General features: G+C 57.4%; 13 protein-coding genes. 5 read left to right on the top strand and 8 right to left on the bottom strand.

The window, feature by feature from the left end; translation table 11 throughout:
• Window positions 1–83 precede the first annotated feature (83 nt).
• The 4 genes from ACR0MI_RS18360 to ACR0MI_RS18345 all read right to left on the bottom strand — a co-directional run bounded on the left by ACR0MI_RS18360 (window position 84) and on the right by ACR0MI_RS18345 (window position 6409).
• Complete coding sequence (locus tag ACR0MI_RS18360; protein WP_170611420.1) at window positions 84–3131, bottom strand: efflux RND transporter permease subunit; 3048 nt, start codon at window positions 3129–3131, stop codon at window positions 84–86.
• Window positions 3132–3142: 11 nt separating this feature from the next.
• Entirely contained in the window at window positions 3143–4180 is a 1038-nt protein-coding gene (locus ACR0MI_RS18355) for an efflux RND transporter periplasmic adaptor subunit (RefSeq protein WP_170611422.1), read from the bottom strand.
• Window positions 4177–4644, bottom strand: a complete 468-nt coding sequence (locus tag ACR0MI_RS18350) for a MarR family winged helix-turn-helix transcriptional regulator (RefSeq protein WP_480441606.1) — start codon at window positions 4642–4644, stop codon at window positions 4177–4179. The genes ACR0MI_RS18355 and ACR0MI_RS18350 overlap by 4 nt, the downstream gene beginning before the upstream one ends.
• Window positions 4645–4813: 169 nt before the next feature.
• Entirely contained in the window at window positions 4814–6409 is a 1596-nt protein-coding gene (locus tag ACR0MI_RS18345; RefSeq protein ID WP_170611424.1) for a GMC family oxidoreductase N-terminal domain-containing protein, read from the bottom strand.
• Between the two features lie 108 nt (window positions 6410–6517).
• Here ACR0MI_RS18345 and ACR0MI_RS18340 point away from each other — a divergent pair, with 108 nt between their 5' ends.
• From ACR0MI_RS18340 to ACR0MI_RS18320, 5 genes are all read left to right on the top strand, one after another.
• The gene (locus ACR0MI_RS18340; RefSeq protein WP_170611426.1) at window positions 6518–7756 is read left to right on the top strand and encodes a TRAP transporter substrate-binding protein; all 1239 of its coding nucleotides are present in this window, start codon (window positions 6518–6520) and stop codon (window positions 7754–7756) included.
• 65 nt (window positions 7757–7821) lie between these two features.
• A complete protein-coding gene (locus ACR0MI_RS18335; RefSeq protein WP_170611428.1) occupies window positions 7822–8487 on the top strand; it encodes a TRAP transporter small permease subunit in 666 nt (221 codons plus the stop codon).
• On the top strand, window positions 8487–9845 hold the full coding sequence (locus ACR0MI_RS18330; RefSeq protein WP_170611430.1) for a TRAP transporter large permease: 1359 nt from the start codon (window positions 8487–8489) through the stop codon (window positions 9843–9845). Before ACR0MI_RS18335 ends, ACR0MI_RS18330 begins: the two co-directional genes overlap by 1 nt.
• 11 nt (window positions 9846–9856) lie before the next feature.
• Entirely contained in the window at window positions 9857–10636 is a 780-nt protein-coding gene (locus ACR0MI_RS18325; RefSeq protein ID WP_170611432.1) for an IclR family transcriptional regulator, read from the top strand.
• Between the two features lie 55 nt (window positions 10637–10691).
• A complete protein-coding gene (locus tag ACR0MI_RS18320) occupies window positions 10692–14012 on the top strand; it encodes a CHAT domain-containing protein (RefSeq protein WP_170611434.1) in 3321 nt (1106 codons plus the stop codon).
• A 566-nt stretch (window positions 14013–14578) separates the two neighbouring features.
• Here ACR0MI_RS18320 and ACR0MI_RS18315 read toward each other — a convergent pair.
• The 4 genes from ACR0MI_RS18315 to ACR0MI_RS18300 all read right to left on the bottom strand — a co-directional run bounded on the left by ACR0MI_RS18315 (window position 14579) and on the right by ACR0MI_RS18300 (window position 17867).
• Complete coding sequence (locus ACR0MI_RS18315) at window positions 14579–15871, bottom strand: TRAP transporter large permease (RefSeq protein WP_170611436.1); 1293 nt, start codon at window positions 15869–15871, stop codon at window positions 14579–14581.
• Window positions 15868–16482 (bottom strand): TRAP transporter small permease subunit, encoded by a 615-nt coding sequence (locus ACR0MI_RS18310; protein ID WP_170611438.1) that lies wholly within the window; start codon window positions 16480–16482, stop codon window positions 15868–15870. Before ACR0MI_RS18310 ends, ACR0MI_RS18315 begins: the two co-directional genes overlap by 4 nt.
• Before the next feature lie 81 nt (window positions 16483–16563).
• On the bottom strand, window positions 16564–17568 hold the full coding sequence (gene dctP / locus ACR0MI_RS18305) for a TRAP transporter substrate-binding protein DctP (RefSeq protein ID WP_170611440.1): 1005 nt from the start codon (window positions 17566–17568) through the stop codon (window positions 16564–16566).
• Entirely contained in the window at window positions 17565–17867 is a 303-nt protein-coding gene (locus ACR0MI_RS18300; protein WP_170611442.1) for a hypothetical protein, read from the bottom strand. Before ACR0MI_RS18300 ends, dctP begins: the two co-directional genes overlap by 4 nt.
• Between the last annotated feature and the right edge of the window lie 40 nt (window positions 17868–17907).

Below are 17907 nucleotides of genomic sequence, written 5' to 3'. Positions count from 1 at the left end.
CAACGCTGCCCACCCCAAAACCTATGGATTTGGGGTGGGCGACGTGTACAAAACGGCGCGGTCAACCTGGCTGATATCTCAACCTAGGCAGCGACCGCGGCAACCTCTTGCCGTTCATCCCTTGCGAAAAACACTGCGTAGAGGACCGGCGCGGCGACCATTGTCAGGATTGTGGCAAAGGCCAAACCTCCCATGATCGTGACAGCCATCGATACAAAGAACGCATCCGTCAACAAGGGCGCCATTCCCAGAATGGTGGTGATCGCGGCCAGAATGACAGGGCGCAAGCGCGAAATCGACGCTTCGATGATCGAGTCTTTCAACGGCTTTCCGGTCGCGCGGACCAGATCGATTTCTTCGACCAGCACAATCCCGTTCTTGATAAGCATCCCTGACAGGCTGAGCAGCCCCAGCAACGCGGTAAACGTAAAGGGCAACCCGGTACCCAGAAGGCCGATCACCACTCCGTTCACGGACATGGGCACCAGCAGCCATATGATCAGAGGCTGGCGGATGGCGTTGAACAGCAACACCGATATCAGCACCATAATCAGCAGGCTCAGCGGTAATTGTTTTCCAAGGCTTTCCTGAGCATCGCGCGAGTTCTCGTATTCACCGCCCCACTCCATTTTATATCCGGGTGGAATTTCCATTGCCTCGATCGCTTCGCGCACCTCGGCGTGCACTTGCGCGGCTGTCATGTCCGGCGGAATGTCGGCACCGACGGTTATCGTAAGGACACGATTTCGGCGATGTACACGTGTATTTTGGGTTTTGTACTCAAATCCATCGACCATCTGTTCGATTGGCACCCACTTTTCGGCCTGCGTTGAATAGACAACCTGATCGACCACGGAATAGTCGCCATCAACCGGTCTGCGCAGGATGATCGGGATCAGGCGGTCGCGTTCACGGAACACTCCGCCGGTGATGCCATCGGTGGAAAACAAAAGTGTCGCCGCAACGTCTTCGCGCGTTACACCAGCGGTTTGCGCCCGTTCGGTTGCGTAGATTGGCTGAAGCGCCAGTTCCTTCTCGCGCCAGTCGTGACGAACGCCGATGACATTGTCCGAAGCATCAGCCATGCGCCGCTTGGCCTCTTCGGCGAGTTGGCGGAGCACCATCGGATCGCTGCCGGAAAACCGGGCCTGAATCGGATCACCACCGCCGGGGCCGAAGACCAGCCGCTTGGTGCGGAACTCTCCTTCGGGGTACAACGCCATGCCATACTCTTCCAGGTCAGCCTGAAGCTGCGGGATATCGTCCAGAGTTTCCGTACGTATGATCATATGCCCATAACTGGGATTGGGCTTTTCAGCGGAATAGGTCAGCATGAAACGGGTCGCCCCCTGCCCCACAAAGGTTGCCACCGAGACCACATCGTCGCGCTTGCTTAGCCAGTCCTCGATCTGCGCCAGATCCTCGGACGTCCGCGCAATCGGGGTGCCTTGCGGCAGCTTGTAATGGACAAAGAAAAGCGGGGTGTTCGAGTTCGGGAAAAACTGCTGCTTCATCAGACCGAAGCCTGCAAAACAGGCCGCCGTCACCGCGACCAGTGCGATGATTACCAGCCAGCGGAACCTGAGCGCTGCTCTGAGGATCGTGCCATAGATCCGAAACAGCAAACCGCCATAGGCGTCGATTTCGCCTTCCTTACCCTGCTTGAAAAAGTAGTGGCCCAACAGCGGGGTGACGGTCAGCGCCAGAACCCAGCTCAGCAGCAGCGAAATTCCGATCACTGCGAACAGCGAGAACAGAAATTCACCTGTAGCATCGGGGCTCAGGCCGATGCCGGCAAAGGCCATGATTCCGATCACAGTCGCGCCAAGCAATGGTATCTGGGTTTTGGAGGCCGCGTCGTCTGCGGCATCGCGCGAGTTTTTACCGCGCAGCATGGCAATCTGCATGCCTTCGGCGACAACGATGGCGTTGTCGACAAGCATTCCCATCGCAATGATCAGCGCGCCAAGTGAAATCCGCTCCATCTCGATCGAGAACATCGACATGAACAGAACCGTGCCCACAACGGTCAGCAACAGCGTGCTGCCGACAACGATTGCGGCGCGCCACCCCATGAACAGGCCAAGCACCGCAACTACGATCGCAACCGACATCGCCAGATTCACCAGAAAGTCGTTGGACGCCTGTTCAACCACGACGTGCTGCTGGTAGATTGGCAGAATATCGACACCAAAGGGGATGTTCGGATCCAGTTCTGCCATCTTGGTGTCAACGCGTTTGCCGACTTCGACAATGTTCTCGGTCGCCAGACCCGCAATACCAAGCGTGAACGCCTCGACGCCGTCAAAACGGACGATCAGGTCAGGATCGTTCTGGCGGCCGCGATAGACATCTGACATGTCGAACAGGTTGATCACGTGGCCCTGAGAGCCGACCGACAAACCGGCGATTGCGGATACACTGTCCGAGCCTTCGGCCGTCAGCAGCGTCGTAAGGTTGTTCTCGGATCGCAGTGAACCAGATGCGTTGACCGAGTTGGCGTTGGCAATCGCTTCGTTGATCGCCTGCAACGGTACGTTCTGGTTTACGGAAATGGCGAGGTCAGGTTCAATAAAGATTGCTTCCTCGGGAAGGCCCTGAACCTCGACATCGGCAACCCCGTCAACGGTCAGCAACTCCCGTCGAAGGTAAGTGGCCAGTTCGTGCTTTTCGGCGTCCGAGAAACCTTCGGCGGTCACCGCATAGAACAGGCCGAACACATCGCCGAAGCCATCGTTCACATATGGCTGGTCCACGCCCTGCGGCAATCCGCGGGCGGCGTCCCTGACCTTGGCCCGAAGCTGCGTCCAGATATCCGGCAGCTCGCTGCCGTCATAGGTCGACTTGATCTCGACCTCGATCAGAGACTGACCGGGGCGGTTGACCGAGGTGATGGTGTCCACCTCGCCCATTTGCTGGATGGCCGATTCCAGCGGTTCGGACACTTCCAGTGCAACCTGCTCGGCGGTGGCGCCGGGATAGGTTGTCACAATGACGGCCTGTTTGATGGTAAAGGCCGGGTCCTCCAGCCTTCCGAGCGAGAAAAAGCCCCAGATACCGCCAAACAGTGCGACGAGAATGATGAGCCACGTATAAAGCGGCCTGTCGATGGATGCGCGCGCGATGTTCATCGGTCCGCCCTTCAGTTCGCAAAGCCGGCAAAGCGACGCACCGCCTGTCCGTCACTCAGCGCGTTACCGCCGGCCACAACGATTTCGTCCCCGTCGGAAAGACCGGACACGACACGCACATCCCCCGATTGGGTCGGCTCGATCTCGACCGGAACGCGCTGCACGGTTCCTTCGTCCGCGCCCGCCGGGGAAAACAGCATGACACCCAGACGACCTTCGGCATCCGCAACAATGGCGGTCGGCGGGACGACGATGCCGGTTTGATTATCCTGAACCTGCACGTTTACCGTTACCGACGAGCCGGGAAGAACCTGAATGCCTTCCGGCGGTGTCAATCCGAAGTTGATCCGGAACGTCTGACCGACGCTGGACGTTTCAGCATCAAATTCGCGAATTTGCAGAGGAAAAACTTCATCGCTGGCGGGAAATTTAGCAGTGATCGTCACGTCATCCTGACTGCCCCGGCGCTGAAACAGAATTTCGGGCACATCGACTTCGATCCGCAATTCCGACATGTCGTGGATACGTACGATGGGCGTTCCGGCGGAAACGGTGGTGAATGCCTCGACCGTGCGGCTGGAAACTAGCGCGTCGAAGGGAGCCGTGAGGGTCGCATGTTCAAGCGCGTATTCCGCGTCACGTGTGGCAATTGCCGCCAGCTGGGCGTTTGTATCCGCATCATCCAGGGCCACCTGACTGACCGTGGTCCCCCTGAGCCGGGACAGGCGTGCAACCGTGCGGTCGGCCTGATCCTTTTGCAGTCGGGCGCGGTTGAGCTGCAGCTCGAACGGTTCCTGATCGAGTCTGGCGATCAGCCCACCTTTCGGAATAACCAGACCTTCGGTGACGGGCATCTCGATAATCTGTCCGGCCACCTGAAAGGCCAGATCGACCGTTTGGCGGGCCGCGACCCGGCCAAAGAACTGTCGCGAAAAGCCGGGTGACGTTTCGCTGACCATCAGCAGTTTCACCGGTTTCGGGGCTTGCTGTGCGGTCAGCGATGTCGCCAGCACGATCAGGCCAAGAGCCAAAGTTGACAGGATCTTCATTTCTTCAAACCTTCGGGTATGCCTGTTTTCAGGACGGTTTCGCGGATCTTCTGCGCCAATCGCGCGAATTCAGCGGTTTCTTCATCATTGAGCCCCGAGGCACGGCGAAACAGTTCCCCGGCTTCGGTCACAAGTTGTTTTCGGGCGTCTTCGCCCTGCCCGGTCAGAACCAGCAGCCACGCGCGGCGGTCTTCGGGATCGCGCTGTCGAACCAGGTACCCGGCCTTGGCCAGCGAATCCGCAGTCGCGGTTATCGTAGAGGGCAAAGATAACATGTCATGTGCCAGAACGCCCATCCGCTTGGGCTGTTCCAGCTTGATCAGCATGTGGCATTCCTGATGGCTCAGATCGGTCCGCAACAGATCGATGCTTTCCTCCAACTTCCAATACAGCGCGTAGACGCCCATCATCGATTGAATTTCAGGACTGTACTTCTGCGTTGATGGTTCGACCGTCTCGGTCATTTCGGTGCCCTCGGATAGGTTGGGCGCGATATACTTCAAAAAATGAAATATTCAAGATGCGAAGTGAAGATTACTCAGGATCGCGCCGGATCACTCTTGGAACCGAACGTCCTTACTCGGCGCGTTTGGGAATGCGCAAACACGAGTGGGTTTCGTCGAGGGCCGGGATTCACCTTGCCGCGGAAAGCAGATCGCTGGCCTTTTCGCCGATCATGATCGCAGGTGCGTTTGTGTTTCCGCTGACAATTTCGGGCATGATGGAACAGTCAGCCACCCGCAGGCTTTCAATGCCTCTGACCTTGAGCTGCGGATCAACGACGGCGTCATCCGATACTCCCATCGCGCAAGTGCCTGTCGGATGGTAAATCGATGCCGAGTTGGACCTGACCCAATCCAGCGTTCCGTCATAATCGTCCATGGCCAGATCGGCAGATGGCCGGAACTCTTCGGAAATCTTGGACGCCAGCGGGTTTGCCTTTGCGATGGCGCGCGCAATGTTGACGCCATCGACAATGGTTCGGCAATCCGTCTCGGTCGACAGGTAGTTCGGGAAAATCTTGACATAGCTCGACGGGTCGGGGCCATTCAGACGCAGCTCTCCCCGGCTTTCGGGGCGCAGTTGGCAGACCGACATGGTAAATGCCGAGAACGGGTGAACGCCCTCGCCAGGGCTGTCGGCCGACCAGGGTTGAACATGGAACTGAATATCGGGCGTCTGAACTTCTGGTCGCGTTTTCAGAAAGCCTGTCGCCAAACTGGCGGCCATTGTCATCGGGCCGGCACGGAACAACGCGTATTTCAAGGCTATTCGCGCCTGATTGAACAGGTTCCTCACCTCGTCGTTCAAAGTGGGTTCGTTACATTTGAACACAAGCCGCGCCTGCAGGTGATCCTGCAGACCTTTCCCCACTTTGGGCAGCGCGTGTCGCGGTTCGATACCGTTTTCCCTCAGATGATCCGGATCGCCGATACCTGACAACATCAGAATCTGAGGGGAATTGATCGCGCCGCCAGACAGAATAATCTCACGCCGTACGGTCAAAGTCTGTTCGGCACCGGAACGGTCCCGATACACCACACCGACCGCGCGTTTTCCTTCCAGCTTGATGCGCGTTACAAGGGCGCGCGTTATGATCTTCAGATTCTGTCGGTTCCGGATCGGCTTCAGATACGCAACCGCCGAACTGCACCTGCGTCCGTTGCGCGTTGTCAGCTGAAAATAGCCGACACCTTCCTGCTGCGCGCCATTGTAGTCCGGATTGAACGGGTAGCCCGCTTCTTGCGCGGCAGCGACCCAGGCATCACAAATCGGGCGCTGGATACGCATGTTGGATACGGCAAGCGGGCCTCCGACCCCATGAAAATCGTCTTCTCCGCGCTCCTGGTCCTCGCTGCGCCTGAACAATGGCAGGACATCATCCCAGCCCCAGCCGATATTCCCCATCTGCCGCCAGCGGTCGTAGTCCTCTTTCTGACCGCGCACATAGAGAAGACCGTTCAACGAGGACGACCCCCCAAGAACCTTGCCGCGCGGCCAGTCGATTGACCGACCGTTCAGACCCGCGTCTGGCTCGGTCCGGTAGCACCAGTCCACCGACGGGTTATGCATGGTTTTGAAATAGCCGACCGGAATATGAATCCACGGATTTGTGTCTGGCCCACCGGCTTCGAGCAGTGCAACGGACGTACCGGAATCGGCGCTCAGACGGTTGGCGATGACACAGCCGGAAGAGCCAGCCCCGACAACTGCATAATCCACCTCCATAACCGTCTCCTCTTAGCGAAATTAAAAAAAGTCTATGCAAGTTGCATCAAATATACTAGCATTTTTTGATACAAAACGTCTCAATAATTTTTCATCGGGAGGAAAAAGATGGAGATTGGTCGGAAACTAAGCGGAATCTCACGGAGGGATTTCTTCCGCGTGGCGGGCCGATACGGCATGAGCTCAACGCTGCTGGCCGCAGGAGGGTTCGGTGGCGCGATGAGCCTGGCGAATCTGGCGCAGGCCGCTGAATCGAATTATGAAAAACGGTTCTCGAAAGAACCCAAGCACACCCTGAAATTCGGCGCTGCCGGGTTCAACACCCGCAACCTTTTGATCGAGCGCGCAGGCGCCATCGAGTTTGCACGCGACCTTGAAGAACGGACCGATGGCGAGATTCGTGTTGAGTTCATCGGCGACAACCAGATCTGCGGTCAGCTGAGCTGTGTCGAAAAAACCCAACAGGGCATTGTCGACATCTACGCGGCTTCAACGCAGAACTCGGCAGGCGGCGCACCTTATCTGAACGTGCTGGACTATGCCTATATGTTCCCCAGCCGCGCGGCCCAGTATCATTTCTTCTACAGCCCGGCCAGTCAGCGCATTCTGCGGGACCCGCTGGAAAAACGGCACGGTCTGAAGTTCCTGTTCACCCACTGTGAACTGCGTGGACTGCAAATGGGTTCGACATTCTCGGACAAGCCGACGGTCACCAAGCTTGAGGAACTGTTCGGAACCAAGAACCGTGTTACCGGAACTCAGCTCGGCCGCATTGCGATGCAATTGCTGAACCTGAACCCGGTGCCAGTGGCGTGGGAAGAGACGCTGGACGCGCTCAAGACCGGGCTGATCGACGGCGCTGAAACCTGGGCTTCGGCGGTGGCTTACGCCAACATGTCGCCGGTGGTGTCACAGTCCGTGAACCTCAAGTTCTTCTGCGGCACCGAACATACCTCGATGTCCGCAAAGGTCTTTGACAGTCTGGGCGGTGAACTGCAGGACGCGGTCATGGAATCGTCCTACTTCACCCAGGCACTGATTCAGGGCGCAAACGAAGCCGCGCTGCTGAACACCGTCGGGTTCTCGGACCCGCAATTGCCGGGGACGATCTTTGCCGAAAACGGGGTCCGCCCCGCATTCCTGCCGGACGATCAGATCAAACTGGCCGAAGAGATGTGCGCTCCGAACTTCAACCCCGATCCATGGGCACAATGGCGCGAGCGGTTGGACAAATGGGCTGGCGGCATCGACACATATCAGGAAATCTACGACATCGCGCGTGAGATTCCGGCGGACATGTTGCCGGAAAATGTCGAGCCACGCCGTTGGTGGAAAGGCGAAGCCTGATAAGACTACCGAACCGGCCCCACGCGGGCCGGTTCCACTAAACACCGACTGGGAGGACGGGGTTCATGTCATTTTGGACCGATGTTGGCGCAATATTCAGCGCCATTCTAAGCCAGGATTCGTTCGAGATTCAGTCTGCGCTGCAGTCTGACGCAACATGGGTAGTAGGGACTGTGGTCGCTGCCCTGGGCGGTCTTATCGTTATGGCGATCTATCGAAAGGTTCCCTTCATTGAACGCCAACTGGAACGGTCGGTCATGGTCTATTCCTATCTGGCCATTGCGCTGATCATTTTCTGGGGCGTGATCGACCGCTTTGTGTTCAACGATCAGGAGCCGTGGTCCACAACCATTCCGCCGCTGCTTTTCATGGTGATGGCGTGGTTCGGCGCGTCCTACAACGTTCGCCTGCGCACGCATCTGAGTTTCAGCGAATTCCGCACCTCGATGCCGCGCGGCGGGCAACTGGCCTGCCTGATCCTGGATGCGATCCTGTGGTTCATCTTTGCGGTGATCGTCATCGTAACAACATCTCGGCTGGTGGCACTGTCGGCTTCGAACTTCCAGATCGTGCTTGGCACCGACAACGTGATGCAGTGGTGGTTCCTGCTTGCAGCGCCACTGTCGTTCTTTCTGATGGTCGGCCGCGTGTTTCAGAATTTGGCGGACGATTTACACAACTGGAAAAACGGCGAGCCCTTGATCAAGCAAGCCGTGATTGGGGCGGACTGATGGCAGACGGAACCTGGGTTACATTGATTTCACTGGGCGTGACGTTCTTGTTCATGCTGGGCGTGCCGGTCCTGCTGGTAATCGGCTATTGGGTCATAGGCTGTTCATTTGTTCTGGGTCTGACACTCGACAACATGGGGGCCGAGCTTCTGAATGTGTTCAACAAGGGCTTTGCCTTGCTGGCGATGCCGCTGTTCATTCTCACCGGCGATCTGATCAACAAATCGGGCATCGCACGACGGCTGAGCGATTTCGCATATGCCTGTCTGGGCTGGATACGCGGGGGGCTGGCGATGGCCTCGCTTGGCGCATGCGGGCTGTTCGCCGCGATTTCGGGCTCGAACTCGGCGACGACGGCAACAATCGGATCGATGCTGCACCCCGAGATGGTCAAGGGCGGGTATGACGAACGATTCAGCGCCGCCACGGCGGCGGCAGGCGGCACGGTCGGGATCATCATTCCGCCGTCGATCATTTTCATTGTCTATGGCTTCCTTATGAACCTGCCCATTTCCGAACTGTTTGTGGCCGGCATCCTGCCCGGTGCACTGATGGTTATCGGAATGCAGGTCGCATGCTGGATCATCTGCCGTATCAACGGCTGGGGCCATCTGATCCCGCTGCAACTGAACCGCGTTCTGAAAACCGCCTTTGGTGCCTGGCTGGGTTTCTTTGCAATCGGGCTGGTGCTGTGGGGCATCTACACCGGCAAATTCTCTCCGACCGAAGCGGCGGGTGTGACCGTCGGCTTCTGCGTCATCGCCGGTCTGGTGAGTTATCCGATCAACCGCATCATGGGTGCGCGCGACGACATTTCCCCGACGGACAAGAGTTATGCGGAAATGATGGTCGTCGAAGGGTTCACGATCCCGGAAATCCCATCGATCGTAATCCGTTCCGCGCAAATTACAGGGATACTTGCACCGCTGATCGCCATTTCGGTCGTCATGCAACAAATCCTGTCGCTGCTCGGCGCTCAGCAAACCATCGGGGACTTCGTGACTTCGATGGGCGGGTACCATGCGGTGCTGTTTACCTCGATGGTCATCGTCTTTTTCTCGGGCATGGTGCTGGAGAGCCTTCCGGTGACAATCATCCTCGCGCCGATTCTGGCCCCCATTGCGGCGTCGGTCGGCGTAGATCCGATCCATTTCTCGGTGATCTTCCTTGTGGGCGCATCAATCGGGTTCATTACGCCGCCATATGGCCTGAACCTTTATGTCGCGTCAGGCGTAACGGGCGTGCCCTATTTCCGGCTGCTGCGTTACACCGTGCCCTATCTGGTCGCACTGCTGTCCGTCTGGATATTGGTGTCTCTGGTACCTGATCTGGCCTTGATCCTGCTGCCAAACAAATAGAATGTAAGGGGATGGTCGACACGGACACTTCGGAACGAGAAACTCAGATACCGACAAATCTGCGATTGCTTCTCATCCTGGAAGAAGTCGCAAAGCGCGGCGTTGCTGTTAAACCGGCCGACCTGATCGACACCCTGGGGCTGGCGAAACCAACGGTTCACAGGCTGCTGCAAACAGCCGAAGCGGAGGGGTTCCTGCAGCGCGATCTGGACGGACGCTCGTTCGGGCCCGGTCCACGTCTGCGCAGGCTGTCCGTCAACACTATGTCTGCTGAACACCTGCGCACTGCACGTCTAGCAATCCTGCGTGGGGTTGCGGACGAAATCGGAGAGACCTGCAACCTTGCGATCCCGGATCGCGAGGGGATGATCTATCTGGATCGGGTCGAAACCAAATGGCCGCTGCGCATTCAGTTGCCGATCGGCACCCAGGTTCCGTTCCATTGTACCGCCAGCGGAAAGATGTATCTGTCCACCTTGCGCAAGGCCACGCTGGACGGCTTTCTTTCAGCGCGGAAGCTTCTTCCGCAAACCGAGCGGACATTGACGGACCCCGAGACCCTGCGCACCGAGATCGGGCACATTGCGGAAAACGGGTATTCCACCGACAACGAGGAATTCATGCCGGGAATGGCCGCCGTCGCCGTGCCTGTTAACGACGATCAGGACAGGCTGGCCGCGACACTGTCCGTTCACGCACCCACCCAACGCCACGATCTTGAAAGCTTGAAGAAATTCCTGAACACCTTGCAGGATGGGGCGGACAAGCTCAGAAGGCTGCTCTTGTCCTGACCAGTCCGCCGCGGGGCAATGGACTAATCATTTCAAAACGCTACACTCTCTGTCCATGTTGCGTTTTGGTTTCGTTGTTTCAATTGTCATTGCATTTTCTGTTGTGTGGTCCGGGCCACTGATTTCACAGTCATATGCAACCGACCGACCGCAAGATGCACTGGCCGTACAACTGGCAAATCAGGGACGTTATGCCGAGGCCGAAGCGCTTTTGCGCAGAACTCTGGCGCAGGACCGTGCGAACCTTGGGCCAACCCATCCGAATACGGTCGACACAACCGAAAACCTGGCCGTTGTGCTGGATATTCTAGGGCGACCCGATGAAGCGGAACCGTTGCATCGCTTGGTTCTTCAGACGCGCCGCAAGCATCTTGGCCCAAACTCACCCGCCACACTTCGGGCGATGAGCAATCTGGGAACCACTCTTCGGGATCTCAACAGGTTTCTAGAAGCGGTCGAAATACTCGACGCGTCAATCGCAGGGTCAAACATTACCCACGGCGAGACGGCGCCCGAGACGTTGGCCCGCATCAACATGCTGGGCCATACCCTGTTGCGCGCCAATCAGCCAGAGCGGGCTGAGCAGGTTCTGAGGCGCGCGGTGGAACTGGGCGGCCAAACGCTTGGTGAAGACAATGCCGAGGTCCTGTCCTGGTCCGTCAATCTGGCTCTGGCACTGGACACAATGGCGCGTTTTGAAGATGCAAACGCCTTGAACGCGAGAATTATCGCTGGCCTCAGTCGCCGGCAGGGTCCGACTTCACCCAGAGTTCTGACGGCCAAGAACAATTTTGGTTTCAGCCTCATGAGTCAGGGCCGGATGCTTAAGGCTGTTCCGTTGTTTACCGAGGTCCTGAATGCGCATGAGCAAACCCTGGGGCCTCAACATCCTCAGACGATGACGGCGCGGATCATGTTGGGAAACGCTTTGTCCAAACTGGGCCGAGGGGACGAAGCGCTTGCGTTGCGCAGGCGGGATCTGGACCTCATGATCAGCTCGGCAGGCCCGGAGCACGTCTATACGGTTCGGGCGATGCGAAACTATGCCAGCGCGCTGGAGGCGGTTGGGCGGTTAGCGGATGCCCAAACCATCCGCCAACGCGTTTTAGCGATTTCCCGGAAAACCAATGGCGAGCGTAGCGAAGACACGTTGATTGCCATGAACGATGTTGCCCTCGACCTGATGGAAAGCGGTCAGGTTGCGCAGGCAAGGGAGTTGATGGAGCGCGCCCTGGATGGATTTGTGGGATTGTACGGGGCTGCTCATCCCCGAACGGTAGAATCCGCCATAAACCTTGCGGCCATTCAAGCACAGGCCGGAGATAGCGAAGCCGTCATCGCTTTGCTGCGTGACATCCGCAAACATCTTGGTACGCACCCGCATTTCGGACCGGTTGAGGAATTGCGGTTGGCGTTCAATCTGTCTTCAACCCTTCACGATGCCGGACTGCCACTTGAAGCAGCACAGGAGCTTGAGGGGATGATTCCCAAAGCGGACGCCGTATACGGCCCGACGTCCGTCAGGCCACAATTGTTCCGGTTGCGGCTGGCCGAATCCTCTCTGTCTTCGGGTTCGTTCCGGAAGGCACTGCACTTGTCCCGTCACGCTCATTCCGTCTTGTCAGATCGATTGCGCCGCACCGGCAACCTCACGGCCGACGAACAGCGGGTTGCGCTGGAACAGGCCTCCCGCGCGGCGTGGGCTTTCATTCAGGCGTCCTGGGCGGTTTCCCAACGGGCTGACAAAGCCGAGGCTGACCAGTTGGCGCGGGATGCTTTCGAGGCAGCACAAACGATCGGGCTTGGGCCTTCGGCCTTTGCCATATCGCGGGCTGCCGGGCGCATTGCGGCAGACAATGCCCGCGTCGAGCCCTTTTTGAACGACTGGATTGGCGCCAAACGCGATTTGGCGGCATTTGAGACCAAGTCCGTTGCCGCCGCATCCGGCGCAGAGACATCGACAGTGGCCGCGCCCGATACGCTTGATCGGCTGATGGACAGATTGGATACAACAACGCAGGCCTTGCAGAATGCCTTTCCCGCGTTTTTTGACCTGATTAATCCGCGCGTGGTCCGGGTGACTGATTTCCTGCCGGGTGGCGATGCCGAACTCGATGACGACGAGGCGCTGATCCTGATCGTTCCGGAAGGTGGAAATGATCGTTCAACGCATTTCGGACCCGGCTTTGTCTGGGCCGTAACACGTGAAGGCGTCACATGGTCCCGATTGGAATTCGATGCAACAGAGCTGGAAGCCCGAGTCTCGGCCCTTCGCCGTTCCATCAACCCAGACGAGGAGTTCCTTGTCGCGGCACGCGCACCCATTAACCCCTCCGGTCCCGAGCAACAGGACAGCACACGCAGGTTTGACATTGAACTGGCCCACGATCTGTTTCTTGACCTGTTCGGCGCACCGGAGATTTCAGAGGCAATCGCGCCGAAGAAGCGGTGGCTGATTGCCCCGCAAAGTTCGCTGCTGAGCCTGCCATTCGGCGCGCTGGCGACCGCCCCTCAAAAGGAATTCGGGTCCGTGGCGAAAACCCTTCGAAATACGCGCTGGCTTGGCGTCGAACGCGCCCTGAGTGTCATCCCTTCCCTGCAACTGGCGTTGCGAGACAACACAAGCACCACGGCTCGGGCAGACACGCGCGTCAGTTACGTCGGGTTCGGCGATCCCGATTTTTATGGGACACCCGAACCCCTGCGGCTGGAGACCCGCAATCTTCACAGATCGGCCCAGGACCTGCGCGAAGGGTTGAAAAACCTGCCAAGACTGCCCGGAACGCGGACCGAGATCCTGTCGCTGGCATCGCAGTTTGGGGCAGGCGAGCATTCCGTTTTTCTTGGTTCTCGGGCCAACGAAAGTGAACTCAGAAAACTGGACGCTTCCGGGCAATTGCGCCAGACGCGCGTTCTGCATTTCGCAACGCACGGGCTGATATCCGGTGATTTCGACAATCTGGACGAGCCTGCCCTGGCGCTTTCGCCCCCGCCTTCGCCGGACAGTCCCAAGTTTGACGGACTTTTGACCGCATCCGAGGCGGCCACGTTGTCCTTAGATACAGAATGGGTTCTTTTGTCCGCATGCAACACCGCGGCGGGGGCAAAACCGGGGGCGGAAGGGCTGTCCGGGCTGGCCCGCGCATTCTTTTTTGCCGGTGCCAGGAACCTCCTGGTGACTCACTGGCCGGTTCGGGATGATCTGACATCCCGCCTGATCACCGAGGTTGTAACGCCCTCGACCGAGCGGGTCCGCAGCGAAGCGCTGCGTCAGGAAATTGAGGCGCTGATACAGGACACCAGCGAAGATCACCGCGAACGCCCGTTGGCGCATCCCGGGAACTGGGCTGGCTTTCAACTGGTTGGTGCCGGTTGAACAAATCCGCTTTCACAGCCATTCGAAAAAACCGAACTCAGGTCTTGGCCGTTTTCCTGCCGCTGCAAACCTGTGGCAGTGAGTCAGGCGTAAGACAGAGTGTGCAGCAACCCCTGTTGCCCGTCAGATCCTGCAACCAAGTCATGCCCGCAACGCATGCCGGACATGCATTGCACCTACTTATTTTTCATAGGTTTTAGGGATAGATGCAGAAACAAGAACTTCTGTCCCTGAAACACTTGGAATGACACGATGACCAAAGAACTACGTGAAACCGTACACTACGTCAGCTTTGTTGTTGCCGGGCTGGCATTCATTGCCGCACTCTCGATCCTATTTTACAGCTAATCGGGCAAAGCGGCCTAAAGACAGGCATCACTTTCGAATTGTCTGAAAGCCGGAGGAACACTCCGGCTTTTTTATTGGGCTTGCGCCATTGAACCGGGTGTTCTCAGCGGTGCCCATGTGAGGTCAGGCAGGCACACCCTCAACGGAAACGGCCGCTCTGAAAAAAGGCATCCGAACCCGCACGGGTCGGATGCCTTTTTTGGATTTTGAGTGTCGGATTACCGGCCCAGCAACAGGTCCGGCAACCACAATGCCAGTTCAGGAACAAACGTGGTCAGCATCAGTGTCGGCAGCCATGCAAACACGATGAAGATCAAAGTCGGCCACAGCATCTTGGCAACCGGCGTGTCGCAAACCTGCGCCCCCAAGTACAGCAGCGGCGCCGTGGGCGGCGTGATGTTGGCCATCCCAAGGTTGACGCCGATGATCGCGGCAAAGTGGATCGGATCCACACCCACGCTCTGCGCAATCGGCAGCAGGATCGGCGTGGACAGCAGCAGCCCCGAGATATCGTCCATCAGCATGCCGATCAGGATCATGACGACATTGATCATCAGCAAAATCACGACCGGGTTGTCCGAAACCGAATAGACCATATCCTTGGCCATCTGCGGCGCGCCCTGCGAGATCAGGTTGTCTGATACGATCAGCACCATGAAAATCATCACCATGACCACCCCGATCGTAACACCCGAAGTCTGGATGGTCTGGGCCAGGGTTTTCCAGGTCAGGCCGCGATAGAAGTAGATTGCCACGGGAATCGCGTAAACAACGGCGATACCAGCGGCTTCGGTCGGGGTCATGATACCGCCGTAGATACCGCCCAGTATGATGATTGGCATCATCAGCGCCGGACCCGCCAACCGACCCTGGCCCAACAATGCGGGCATGAAAGGATCCGGACGCTCTTTCAGCTGGATATCGTCATACTTCCGCAGCATGAACTGATTGGTGATGATCAGCAGCGTGATCAGGATGATCGCGGGAATGACCGTCGACAGGAAGCACTTCAGCACGTGTTGCTGTGCGACCCAGCCGTAGAGGATGTGCGATGAACTGGGCGGGATCAAAAGGCCCAGGGGGCTTGCCGACACAATCAGGGCCGCGGATTGCCCTTTCGGATAATTCGCCTTTTTCAGGTGCGGCATCATAATGCCGCCGATGCAGGTCAGGGTCGCATTCGCACTGCCCGAGATCGAGCCGAACACGCCGCAGGCCAGCACGGAGGCCGCGTTCAGTCCACCTTTGATGTGGCCAATGAACATTTCGGCCAGCGCCACCAGAGGCGCCGCAATTCTGCCTTTCTCCATAATGCCACCGGCAATCATGAAAAGCGGAATGGCGAGCAGCACCAGAGAGCGGATCCCCGTCGCTCCGGTCGGCAAATAGCCCGTGATGGATTGGTCTCCCACCATCGCGATAAAGATCAGGACGGCTCCGAACGCCACATAGACGCTGACCCCCAGCAGGAGCATCAGGCAGACAATAACAAGACTTCCGGCGATAATCATTTCGCGGCTCCCTTAAGAATTTCAGAGCGCAACGGAAGCCCGAGCCCCTTGCGGATATGAACGTAGAGATATGCAGCGGTGAACATCGCCATGAAGCCGAAAGAGCACATGATCGCAATGCGCCAGGAGACGAACGGAATACGCAGGACCGGAGTGGATCGCAGCCGGGGGAAAGAAAAGTCGTCCAGCAGCGAGACGTAGCAGGCGTAGACCATAAAGAGGATCACAAGAAGCTCGACCAACAGCACCACGAAGCCGCGCCACCAGATCATCCTGGGATTGTGGATCACGATACCCAGAATATCGGCGTTGATATGCAGATTGCGCGCAGAGGCCAGAACCGCACCGGCAAAGAAGCCGATGATCGAGAAGGCCAACAGCCATTCTTCATAAGCAAACAGGTCGCCGCCGAAACCGTATCGGATTACAACAACAGCGCCAAAGGTGAAGGCCATCAGGAAGCCGCAGGCCATGACGATTTGTCTGCAAACAAACGCGATCACTTTCATGGGATACCCGATGACGGGCGGCAATTCGTCGGTAACTTTCTGCGGTTTATCGGCGTCTTCGTCGCCAACCCATCTCGTCATGTCATCGTCTTCTATCGACATGTCTGTCCCCGCTTTTTGTTTTTTTGTCAGGTATTAGAAAAAGGGCCGGCAAGTTTGCCGGCCCACCTGGGTTTCAGACTATCAGTTTTTGCTTGCAAGCAAACGGTCAATCACATCCTGACCGACGCTTTGCGCCATCATGGGCCAGATATTTTCCTGAATGTGGGCAGCCATTGCGGCCTGCTCTTCTTCGTTCAGGGACAGGATAGTATAGCCTTTTTCGATCAACTTCTCCCCAAAGGCCGCATCGTTGTCGCGGTTATACTGGAAAAAGTCGTCGGACGCCTTGGTCATTGCGGCCTGCAATGCCGCACGCTGCTCGTCGTTCAGCTTGTCCAGCGTGCGCTGCGAGGCATAGAACGTGGTCAGTTCCGAGATTGAGTTGTACTCTACGAAATGCGTGCCGACATCCGACTGCGCGAAGATCGAGTAGGTTGCCGTCTTGGTGCAGCAGATCGCGCCGTCCACGATACCGGACTGGATCGCGGGGAAAATGTCGCCCCATGCCATGGTCGTGGCCTTGTAGCCAAGTGCTTCTACCATGGCTTTCACAGCCGGAGACGACCAGACGCGAATGTTCATGCCTTTGTCGTCAAAGGTGTTCCAGTTGGTCGGCTCCTGCGTGGCCACGATGCCGACAAACCCTTCGGGGTTCTGGGCCATCACGCTCACACCATACTCGTCGGTGATTTCCTGCAGGATTTTGTTATATTCGGAATCCATGTTGCGCATGATGTTGTTCATGTCGTCCCAGCCACCCACGAGGAAGGGCATCGACAGGAACTCCAGGCGCGGATCGGTGTCGGCATAGATAAAGGCCGCCGCCAGATCGATGTTGCCGCGGGCTACGTCTTCAAACAGCGCCTCGCCCGAGCCCAGCTGGTTTGCGGGGAACACTTCGATCTTCAGACCGACATTCGCCGCCGCGACGTCTGCCGCAACCTGTTCCATCATCTTAGTACCCTGATGGTCGATTGGGAAAACACCGGCAAACCGCAAAGTCATATCTTCGGCGAATGCAGCGGTGGCCATCAGCGCGCTGGTGGCGCCAATGACCAGCCCTTTGGCCAGTTTGTCGAATTTCATGAGAATTTTCCTCCCTTTGGGGTTTTTGCCCTTGAACACCGGGCTTTTAGAATCGTTTTGGCCAGCAGCATCGCCACGTGGCCAGTTCTTAATATTTTGTTATCACTAAAGCTGGAATTTATCATCTGCAATTTGTTTTTGCGAATCTTTTTCGATTGAAACATCTGAAAGGCGAATTTGGCCGACGAAAAACAGTTTGATTTCAACCCTGTAAATGTGAGCACGCCAACAATTGTTGCAGGTCCACGCGTCAGCGGTGGATTTGAACTGAATCCCGAACAGCTAAGGATCGCACTCATTCGGACCACTCCATTGGCACCGGACGTTGCAACAATTGCA

The sequence above is a fragment of the Ruegeria sp. D4 genome (assembly GCF_056534475.1).
The sequence above is the reverse complement of the archived record's forward strand: the minus strand, read 5'-3'. Positions and strand labels throughout refer to the sequence as shown.